At 73.6% G+C, this 7901-nt stretch carries 10 protein-coding genes; 4 read left to right on the top strand and 6 right to left on the bottom strand.

Translation table 11 applies throughout. From position 1 onward, the window contains the following. Positions 1-477 (bottom strand): carboxyl transferase domain-containing protein (locus ACFXA3_RS27825; protein WP_385191172.1); only part of this gene is annotated, 477 nt, incomplete at its 3' end. Between the two features lie 99 nt (positions 478-576). Between ACFXA3_RS27825 and ACFXA3_RS27820 the strand changes: the two genes are divergently transcribed. After that, positions 577-1155: a TetR/AcrR family transcriptional regulator gene (locus ACFXA3_RS27820; RefSeq protein ID WP_385191171.1), complete on the top strand. Its 579-nt coding sequence runs from the start codon at positions 577-579 to the stop codon at positions 1153-1155. A 56-nt stretch (positions 1156-1211) separates the two neighbouring features. Then, positions 1212-2018, top strand: a complete 807-nt coding sequence (locus tag ACFXA3_RS27815) for a phosphatase (RefSeq protein WP_385191169.1) — start codon at positions 1212-1214, stop codon at positions 2016-2018. A 61-nt stretch (positions 2019-2079) separates the two neighbouring features. On the opposite strand, the gene ACFXA3_RS27810 is transcribed toward ACFXA3_RS27815, so the two are convergent. Next, positions 2080-2940 (bottom strand): SDR family oxidoreductase, encoded by an 861-nt coding sequence (locus tag ACFXA3_RS27810; RefSeq protein ID WP_385191167.1) that lies wholly within the window; start codon positions 2938-2940, stop codon positions 2080-2082. Between the two features lie 78 nt (positions 2941-3018). Here ACFXA3_RS27810 and ACFXA3_RS27805 point away from each other — a divergent pair, with 78 nt between their 5' ends. Continuing rightward, complete coding sequence (locus ACFXA3_RS27805) at positions 3019-3480, top strand: MarR family winged helix-turn-helix transcriptional regulator (protein WP_385191165.1); 462 nt, start codon at positions 3019-3021, stop codon at positions 3478-3480. Positions 3481-3541: 61 nt separating this feature from the next. Continuing rightward, positions 3542-4408 (top strand): DUF4253 domain-containing protein, encoded by an 867-nt coding sequence (locus tag ACFXA3_RS27800; RefSeq protein ID WP_385191164.1) that lies wholly within the window; start codon positions 3542-3544, stop codon positions 4406-4408. Positions 4409-4431: 23 nt separating this feature from the next. On the opposite strand, the gene tesB is transcribed toward ACFXA3_RS27800, so the two are convergent. From tesB to ACFXA3_RS27780, 4 genes are all read right to left on the bottom strand, one after another. Beyond that, positions 4432-5307: an acyl-CoA thioesterase II gene (gene tesB, locus ACFXA3_RS27795; RefSeq protein WP_385191162.1), complete on the bottom strand. Its 876-nt coding sequence runs from the start codon at positions 5305-5307 to the stop codon at positions 4432-4434. A gap of 5 nt (positions 5308-5312) precedes the next feature. Beyond that, positions 5313-6470 (bottom strand): acyl-CoA dehydrogenase family protein, encoded by a 1158-nt coding sequence (locus tag ACFXA3_RS27790; protein ID WP_266666858.1) that lies wholly within the window; start codon positions 6468-6470, stop codon positions 5313-5315. A gap of 178 nt (positions 6471-6648) precedes the next feature. Then, positions 6649-6972: a hypothetical protein gene (locus tag ACFXA3_RS27785; RefSeq protein WP_385191160.1), complete on the bottom strand. Its 324-nt coding sequence runs from the start codon at positions 6970-6972 to the stop codon at positions 6649-6651. A gap of 132 nt (positions 6973-7104) precedes the next feature. Beyond that, positions 7105-7901 (bottom strand): PucR family transcriptional regulator (locus ACFXA3_RS27780; RefSeq protein WP_385191158.1); only part of this gene is annotated, 797 nt, incomplete at its 5' end.

The following is a 7901-nucleotide window of genomic DNA, read 5'->3' as shown; positions in this document are numbered from 1 at the left end:
GACCTCGTCCTGCATGGGGAGGAAGGCGCCGCCCGAGTCGACCAGGTAGAGGCAGGGGAGACGGTTCTCCAGGGCCACCTCCTGCGCGCGCAGGTGCTTCTTGACGGTCATCGGGTAGTACGTGCCGCCCTTGACGGTGGCGTCGTTCGCGACGATCACGCACTCGCGGCCGCTGACCCGGCCGATGCCCGCGATGACCCCGGCGGCCGGGGCCGCGCCCCCGTACATGCCCTCGGCGGCCAGCGGGGCCAGCTCCAGGAACGGCGAACCGGGGTCCAGGAGGGTGTCCACGCGGTCGCGGGGGAGCAGCTTCCCGCGGGCGGTGTGGCGGGCGCGGGCCTTCTCCCCGCCGCCGAGCCGGGCCGCGTCGAGCCGGGCCCGCAGCCCCTCGGCGAGCTCGCGGTGGGCGGCCTCGTTGGTCCGCCAGGCCTCGGACGCCGGGTCCGCGGCGCTCGTCAGCACTGGTGCCTGCTGCATCGGTCGAGCTCCCTTGCTCGGTGCACGCTGTTAATGAGCGTTAACGCATGTACCGCCTAGGTTAACGAGCGCTAACGGCCCTGTCTAGAATGGATTCCCATGAGCACCAGAGCGGCCGCCCCGACCCGTCGCGAGCAGATCCTCAGTGAGGCCGCCCGCCTCTTCGCCGAGCGCGGGTTCCACGGCGTCGGCGTGGACGAGATAGGGGCCGCGGTGGGCATCAGCGGCCCCGGCCTGTACCGCCACTTCGCGGGCAAGGACGCGATGCTCGCCGAGCTGCTGGTCGGGATCAGCGAGCGCCTGCTGACCGGCGGCCGCCACCGGGTGGCCGAGGCCGCGGGAGACCCGGACGGCGTGCTCGCCTCCCTCATCGACGGCCACATCGACTTCGCCCTCGACGACCGGGCGCTGATCACCCTGCACGACAGGGAACTGGACCGGCTGCGGGAGGCCGACCGCAAGCTGGTGCGCCAGCTCCAGCGGCAGTACGTCGAGCTGTGGGTGGAGGTCGTGCGCGCACTGCACCCGCAGGTCGGCGAGGCCGAGGTGCGGGTGTCCGTCCACGCCGTGTTCGGCCTGCTCAACTCCACGCCGCACCTGGCGGCGCTCGGCCGGGCGGCGACGGAATCGCTGCTGCGGCGGCTGGCGCACGGGGCGTTCGGGGCGCTGTCGGGGTGAGGCGACACGTCCGCTGGTCGGAATGGAACCGGCGACGGGGGTTCGGCGGCGGCAGAATGGGCCGCATGCCGAAGCCGATAGAGACGCCCGTACCGAGCCGCGCCGAACTGATTGACCACCTGGTCCGCACCCGGATCTCCGGTCAGGTCGCCACGCCGCGCGAGAACAACCTGTCGCACTACCGCAAGCTCGCCAACGGCGACCGGCACTACTGGCTGGGCCTGGAACTGGGCGACCGCTGGACGGACGAGCAGGACGTGCTCGCCGTGATGGCGGAGCGGGTCGGCGTCGTCGACGACGCCGCGCACCGCTTCGGCCAGGACACCATCGACCCGGAGCTGACCGTCTCCGGCCTGGACCGGATGGCGGCCCGGCTGCGCAAGGCGGCCCTGGACCGGCAGAGCGTGCTGCTCGCCACGGGGCACCCGGGCGGGCTGCTGGACGTCCACCGGTCGACGGCGGCTGCGTTGCGCGCGGCGGGCTGCGAGATCGTGGTGATCCCCCCGGGCCTGGTCGCGGACGAGGGTTCGGTGTGGCAGTTCGCCGACGTCGCCGTGCTGGAACGGGGCGCCACGCTGTGGCACACCCACTCCCCGGAGCCGATGGCCGCGATCCTGGACGGCCTGACGGCCCAGGGCCGCCCCCAGCCGGACCTGGTCGTCGCCGACCACGGCTGGGCGGGGTGCGCGGCGCAGCGCGGGCTGGACGCGGTGGGGTACGCGGACTGCAATGACCCCGCGCTGTTCCTCGGCGAGGCGGAGGGCACCCTCCAGGTGGCGGTCCCGCTGGACGACCACGTCCGCGACCCGCGCTTCTACGACCCGATGGTGGCGTACCTGCTGTCGTCGGCCGGCCTGCTGTAGCCCGCCCGGCGGGGCCCCGTCGGGCCCCGCCGGCGCTGCGGCCGACCGTCCGGCCCGCCGGCTAGCCCAGCCAGGAGCCCATCTCGGTCTGGACGGCGGAGCCGTCGAGGTCGGCGAGCTTCATGCCGACGAAGGCGCGGGCCCAGTCGGAGGTCTGGATCCGGAACGGCATCTTCTCGGCGGTCAGCGCCTCGACGACCGGGGCCGCCGCCTGCTCCGGGGTCTGCGCCGTGTCGCTGCCGAAGGACTGCATGGCGTGGTTGATGTAGCCCTGGAGCTGCGGGGCGTACGGACCCGCCTGGGTGAGCAGCGCCGGGATGTCGAGCCCGACGTTGTTCACGAACTCGCTGGAGACGGCGCCCGGTTCGACGACGCTGACCTGGACGCCCGCGGCCGCGGCGACCGGCGCGAGGGACTCCATGAAGCCCTCGACGGCGAACTTGGCCGCGCAGTAGGACTCGTTGAACGGCTGGCCGATCACACCGCCGACGCTGGTCACGGTGATGACCCGGCCGCCCGAGGCGCGCAGGTGGGGGAGCGCGGCGCGGGTGAGTTCGACGACGCCGAAGAAGTTGACCTCCATCACGGACCGCACCTGCTCCATGCCGTGCTGCTCCACGGTGCCGACGAAGCCGGCGCCCGCGTTGTTCACGACGGCGTCGAGGTGCCCGTGCTCGGCGACGACCTCGGCCACGCAGCCGGCCACGGAGTCCGCGTCGGTCACGTCCAGCCGCTTGACCTGGACGAGGTCGGCGACGCCGGCCTCGGCTGCGGCCTTGACCAGGGCGTCGGAGCGGGTGGTGTCGCGCATGGTGGCGACGGTGTGCCAGCCGGCCTTGGCGGCGGCGACCGCGGCGGCCAGGCCGATGCCGGAGGAGGTGCCGGTGATGAGGACGGTCTTGGCGGTGGTCTTGGTGGTCATGGAAGGCTCCCTGGATTTGTGCGTGCACACACACATTAACGATGTGTGCACGTGCACGCAACCCGGTACCCTTGCCCCATGGCGCACGCGAATCTCAACTTGGACGGCCTCACCCCCCGCGACCACGCTTTCTACGGTCTGGTCTGGGCCGGGACCACCCTCACCGCCCGGGTCGACCAGGCGCTCACGCGCAAGCACGACCTGCCGCTGTCGTGGTTCGAGGTGATGCTGTGGCTGAGCGTGCAGCAGGAACCGGTCGCCCCGTCCGAGCTGGGCACCAGGACCCTGCTCAGCCGCAGCCAGGTCTCCCGCGTCGCCGACTCCCTCCGGGCCCGCGGCCTGGTCGAACGGGTCCCGTCCCCGACGGACGCCCGGTCCGTGGGCATCGCCCTCACCACCGCGGGCCGCCGCGCCTTCGCCGAGGCTGACGCCACCCGCCGGGAAGCCCTCGCCGAGGCCTTCGACGACCGCCTCGACGACGAGGACATAGCCGCGCTGGAAGCGGTCTGGGCCAAGCTCAAGGCCAAACCCGAAGCCTAGGGAGTGCCACCGGCCCCTCCGGGAAAGGGCGTTGTCAGTGGCCGGGGCTAGCGTCGAAGGCGTGACGAAACCGCCGAAGAAGCAGAACGCGCTGTCCCTGCTGACCGAGGACCGGCAAGGCCGCGCGCTGGGGCTGGACCTGCCGCCCGGCACGGTCGTCGACGGGCCCGCCGGGCGGGGCCTGCTGCGCTCCCGGGCGCGGCGCGAGCCGCTGCTGTGGGTCTCCGACGAGCCGGTCGGCGTCGGCGCGCTGGCCGCCTGCCGCGCCCGCCCCGCCCTGGCCGGTACCGGCCTCCAGGCGGTGCTCTTGCAGGACCGGCGCGGCCTGGAGGGCTGGTGGACCCGCGGCGAGCTGCGCCCCGGTTCGATGTCCGACCCCGACGACCACCACGTCGAGCCGGTGCTGCGCGAGTTCTGGGCCGGGGTCGTCCCCGATCCCGAGGAGGGGGAGGGCCCCGACGGCGCCGGGCTCACGGCCCCCTTCGGCCGCGACTGGCCGGGCTTGGCGGAGCACCGGGTCCCCCGGGAGGATCCGGAGGAGGCCGCCCTCGCCCTCGCGGACGGGCTGATCCGCGACGGCGTCCTGCCGGGCCCGCGGCTCGCGCTGATCCCCGCCGGCCGGGGAGCCGACGTACCCACCGCGATGGGCTGGCAGGGGGCGCTGAACCACGAGGACGACACGGCCCTGCTCACCACCGTCATGCGGTCGTGGGAGGAGAGGTTCGGCGCGCGGGTCGTGGCGCTCGGCTTCGACGAGCTCCATCTGTCCGTGGCCGCCCCGCCCCCGACGACGGTCGCGGCCCTGCCGGTGGCCGCCGAGCACTTCGCCTTCTGCCCCGACAACGTCTGGCAGGGCTCCGGCAGCGTCCGCGCCTACGCGGACGAGGCGGTGACCGGCGTCGGCCACTGGGCGTTCTGGTGGGACTGACCGCGAGGGCGGGGGCGGGGGAGTTACGCGCGCGGGACGCGGACCACGCCCTCCTGGATGACGGTCACCGCCAGACGGCCGTCCTGCGTCCAGATCCTGGCCTGTCCCAGGCCGCGTCCGGCGGCCGCCGACGGGGACTCCTGGTCGTACAGCAGCCACTCGTCGGCACGGAACGGCCGGTGGAACCACATCGCGTGGTCCAGGGAGGCGCCCACCACGTCGCCGACCGCCCAGCCGCCCCGGCCGTGCGCGAGCAGCACCGAGTCGAGCAGGGTCATGTCCGAGACGTACGTGGCCAGGCAGATGTGCAGCAGGGGGTCGTCCGCGAGCTTGCCCTGGGTGCGGAACCAGACCTGTGAGCGCGGCTTGGTCGGCCGGCCGTCCGAACCCCAGGGCGGGGTCGTCGCGTACCGCAGGTCCACCGCGCCGCGCGCGTCGAGCAGCCGCTCGACGGTGCCGGGGTCGCGGAAGGTGTCGCGGTAGTGCGGCAGCGCCTCCGCCGCCGTGGGCAGGGACTCGGGGTCGGGCGCCGCGGGCATGGTGCCCTGGTGTTCCAGCCCGTCCTCGTACTTCTGGAAGGACGCGGAGAGGTGGAAGATCGGCTGCCCGTGCTGGACCGCGACCACCCGGCGGGTGGTGAAGGAGCGCCCGTCGCGGATCCGGTCCACCGAGTACACGATCGGCGCGCCCGAGTCGCCGGTGCGCAGGAAGTACGAGTGCAGCGAGTGCGGCAGCCGGTCGCCGGGCACCGTCCGGCCCGCGGCCACCAGTGCCTGCGCGGCGACCTGGCCGCCGAACACGCGCGGCACCAGGGAGGTCCGGCTGGTGCCGCGGAAGATGTTCTCCTCGATCTGCTCCAGGTCGAGCAGATCGAGGAGATCGGTCAGTGCCTCGTTCAAGAGGGTTACAGGCCCATCGACTTGGCGATGATGGACTTCATGATCTCGCTGGTGCCGCCGTAGATGCGGTTGACGCGGTTGTCGGCGTACAGGCGGGCGATCGGGTACTCGTTCATGTAGCCGTAGCCGCCGTGCAGCTGGAGGCAGCGGTCGATCACGCGGTGCGCGACCTCGGTGCAGAACAGCTTCGCGGAAGCGGCCTCGGCGGGGGTCAGCTCGCCGGCGTCCAGGGCCTCCAGGGCGCGGTCCGCGACGGCCTGGGCGGCGTCGACCTCGGCCTGGCAGGCGGCCAGCTCGAACTTGGTGTTCTGGAAGTGCGCGACCGGCTTGCCGAAGACGGTGCGGTCGGTGACGTACTGCTGGGCGAACCGGACGGCCGCCGCGGCCTGGGCGTACGCGCCGAACGCGATGCCCCAGCGCTCGGAGGCCAGGTTGTGGCCGAGGTAGTAGAAGCCCTTGCCCTCCTCGCCGAGCAGGTCCTCGACCGGGACCTTGACGTCGACGAACGCCAGCTCGGCGGTGTCGGAGGTGCGCAGGCCCAGCTTGTCGAGCTTGCGGCCGATCGAGTAGCCCTCGGACTTGGTGTCCACGGCGAAGAGGGAGATGCCGTAGCGGCGGTCGTCCTCGCGCGGGGCGGCGGTGCGGGCGCAGACGATCACGCGGTCGGCGTGCACGCCGCCGGTGATGAAGGTCTTGGAGCCGTTGAGGACGTAGTGCGTGCCGTCCTCGGAGAGCTTGGCGGTGGTCTTCATGCCCGCGACGTCGGAACCGGTGCCCGGCTCGGTCATGGCGAGGGCCCACATCTCCTCACCGGAGACGAACTTCGGCAGGTAGCGCTTCTTCTGCTCGTCGTCGGCCAGCATCTTGATGTAGGGGAGGGCGAGCAGCACGTGCACACCGGAGCCGCCGAAGTTCACGCCCGCGCGGGAGGTCTCCTCGTACAGGACGGCCTCGAACTTGTGGGTGTCCAGGCCGGCGCCGCCGAACTCCTCGGGGACGTTGATGCCGAAGACGCCCAGCTCGCCGAGCTTGTAGTAGAAGTCGCGCGGGGCCTGGCCGGCCGCGAACCACTCGTCGTAGACGGGGACGACCTCGGCCTCTATGAAGGCACGGATGGTCTCGCGGAACGCCTCGTGGTCCTCGTTGAAAACGGTACGGCGCACAGCCGCCTCCTCGATCCTGTCGCCCGTCGCGCTGTCGCGCCGTGTCTAAGCGCTTGCTCAGACCCTCTAAGTTACCGGTGGGTTGGGCGGGCTGTCCAGAGATGGGGGAGGGGTAGCGGTGTGATGTCCGACGGCACACCGCCCGGGCGGCCTCCCGTCGGACACCCGGCGGCGGGAACTACTTGCCGAGGACGCTGCCGGTCCACTGGCCCGCGGCGCCGTGCATCAGGGCTTCGTTGCTCATGACCTGCGTCCCGGGCATGGCCGCCATGCCGATGTCGCCGGCCGTGGCGGCACCGTTGTGGGAGCCGACCGTGTTGTCGCGGCCGGCGTTGAAGACGTCGTCGCCGGCCACCTGGTTCAGGTCGCCGAAGACGATCGAGTACGTGTTGTCGATCGGTGCGTAGACGGTGAAGGTGTTGTCGGCGGAGGCGGCGGACGCGCCCGCCAGGACGATGCCACCGGCGGCGAGAGCGGTCAGGGCGAGGCGGATCGATCGCACGGGTACGGCCTTTCGGGGTGGGGTGGGGGATGCAGTGCGAACGTAGGCCGCCCCACGCCGCGAGGCGGCGCACCCGCTGCCGTACGGCCCGAGTCCATCCGTACGGCGCAGCCGCCCGGACGCGGCCCGGTCTCAGACGCCCGGTTCCCGGCGCAGGGCGAACCAGAGCTCCATCCGGGTGTCCGGGTCGTCGAGGTCGCGGCCGAGCAGGGCCGCGGCGCGGACGATGCGCTGGCGGACCGTGTTGCGGTGCACCCCCAGGGCCGCGGCGCTGCGGTCCCAGCTGCCGTGGTGGGACAGCCAGGCGCGCAGGGTCTCGCGCAGGGCCGGGGAGAGCGGCCCCAGCAGGGCCTGCGCATGGGCCCGCGCCTCGGCTTCGCCCACGAGGCCCGCGAGGCCGGGGTCGGCGTGCCGGGCCAGCGGGGTGCGGGCCGCCTCGGCACGCTCCAGGGCACGGCGCGCCTGCGCGTCGGCGGCGGCCAGGGCGCCGGGCCCGGCCGGGGCGCTGACCCCGAGCCGCCATCCGGGCTGCGGGGCCGGATCCCGGTCGGTCAGCAGCCGTACGGCCGGGCCGTCCGGGTCCAGCAGTACGGTGCCCAGCGCGACGGCGAGGGCCTGCGGGTCGGCGCCGCCCCGGGCGTGGACGGCGTACCAGGGCCCGGGCCCGCCCAGCGCCCCGGCGGGGGAGCCGCCCAGCAGCAGCCGGGCCAGCGCGGCAGCCTCGGCCCCGGCCGGGCGCTCGGCGGTGAGCAGGGCCAGCAGGACGGCGGCCACGGACGCGATCGTGTGGTCGCCGGGCGCCCGCTCGGCCGTGACCACGCCGAGGGTCTGGCCGCCGCCGAGGGCGTAGGCGGCGAGCTGGACCCCGTCGGCGGTGGCGGTGGCCGGCGGCGCGGGGGGGGGGGGGGCCACCCCCCCCCCCCCCCGCC

The sequence above is a fragment of the Streptomyces sp. NPDC059456 genome (assembly GCF_042750055.1).
In the GTDB taxonomy this organism is placed as follows: domain Bacteria; phylum Actinomycetota; class Actinomycetes; order Streptomycetales; family Streptomycetaceae; genus Streptomyces.
Note: the sequence above shows the minus strand (reverse complement) of the source record. Positions and strands in the feature narration are given on the sequence as shown.

Excerpts from the sequence above, each read along its gene's own strand:
- ACFXA3_RS27820 (WP_385191171.1), top strand. The coding sequence starts at position 577 with ATGAGCACCAGAGCGGCCGCCCCGACCCGTCGCGAGCAGATCCTCAGT.
- ACFXA3_RS27815 (WP_385191169.1), top strand. The coding sequence starts at position 1,212 with ATGGGCCGCATGCCGAAGCCGATAGAGACGCCCGTACCGAGCCGCGCC.
- ACFXA3_RS27810 (WP_385191167.1), bottom strand. The coding sequence starts at position 2,940 with ATGACCACCAAGACCACCGCCAAGACCGTCCTCATCACCGGCACCTCC.
- ACFXA3_RS27805 (WP_385191165.1), top strand. The coding sequence starts at position 3,019 with ATGGCGCACGCGAATCTCAACTTGGACGGCCTCACCCCCCGCGACCAC.